This is a genomic window from Endozoicomonas sp. SESOKO3 (assembly GCF_024606255.1).
Map to the genome: position 1 here is coordinate 1 of NZ_JAHHPR010000286.1, position 1,158 is coordinate 1,158.

1 protein-coding gene is annotated in these 1,158 nt (G+C 50.6%); it reads right to left on the bottom strand.

Annotated features, from left to right (window positions below; translation table 11 throughout):
• Positions 1-31 precede the first annotated feature (31 nt).
• A partial coding sequence (locus KDK18_RS05255; protein WP_257253711.1) for an IS3 family transposase occupies positions 32-1,158 on the bottom strand: 1,127 nt, incomplete at its 5' end.

A 1,158-nucleotide genomic window follows, 5' to 3' on the forward strand; every position in this document is an offset into this window, starting at 1 on the left:
CGGTAACTTTCAAGGTAGATGTCGCCTCAACTTATGCAGCTAAATCACAATGCTGCTGATTCTCTGATCGCTCAGGGTTAAGCCATACCTCTGCCGGTAATTGCCAGTTTCTGGTTTCACGGCTTCCCCAACGCTCAGGGTGTTGCTCTTTTGCTTTACGGTAAACTCTTTCACGATTCAGAACCTTCTTCTGAGCCTTCCCTGTGTGTCTGTCGCAGGGTGTCTGGAACTTGATGCCACTGTGCTTATGCTCCATGTTGTACCAGTTTACGAACCCATACACCCACTCTCTGGCTGACTCCAGACTGGCGAAGTGATTCGGATACCCGGGACGATATTTCATGGTTCTGAAGCCTGACTCTGAGTATGAGTTATCGTTACTCACGCGTGGCCTGCTGAACGATGTCTGTACACCCAGTTGCTGAAGAGTACTTAGCATAGTCGCCCCCTTCATCGGGCTGCCATTATCCGAATGCAGGACCAGCGGTTGTTCCTGAAGACTGATCTTATGCTGCATGAAGGCTTTGCGGATCATCTGAGCAGCCAGGTCAGAGGACTCCCTCTCATGGACTTCCCAAGTCACAATCATGCGGCTATAAACGTCCAGAACCAAATAGAGGTAATAATATTTACCCCTGATGGGCGACCCCAAAAAGGTTATATCCCACGACCAGAGCTGATTTGGTGCCGTGGCCCGATGCGATGTCGGCTTCCGCTTTACTGGCTTCTGACTGCGACCTCGGTGATGCTGTTGATTGTGAGCCTTCAGCACTCGATAAAAGCTTGACTCAGAAGCTATATAAATACCTTCGTCGGCCAGTGTCGGTACAATCTGGCATGGCGACTTACTTTTGAATCGCTCGCTGTTACAGACTTTCAGAATCTCGTTTTGCTCGCTCTTGGTTAGTTGGTTGGCAGGCATTGGCCGGTCTGCGTATTGACGCTGATCTTCCCGCACCTGTTCTACATCTTTTTGCCAGCGCTGAACCGTGCGTATCGACAGGTTGAGAGCAGCACAGGCTTTCACTTTACGTGCCCCCTGTGAAACAGCTTCCTGGATTAAAGCAACGGCTTCCTTGCGATCAGGGAGAGGAATCAATCGTCCTCGCGCTCCCCCCAGATCGCGTTTGCCTTTTTTGTTAGAACCAACAGTGCTGC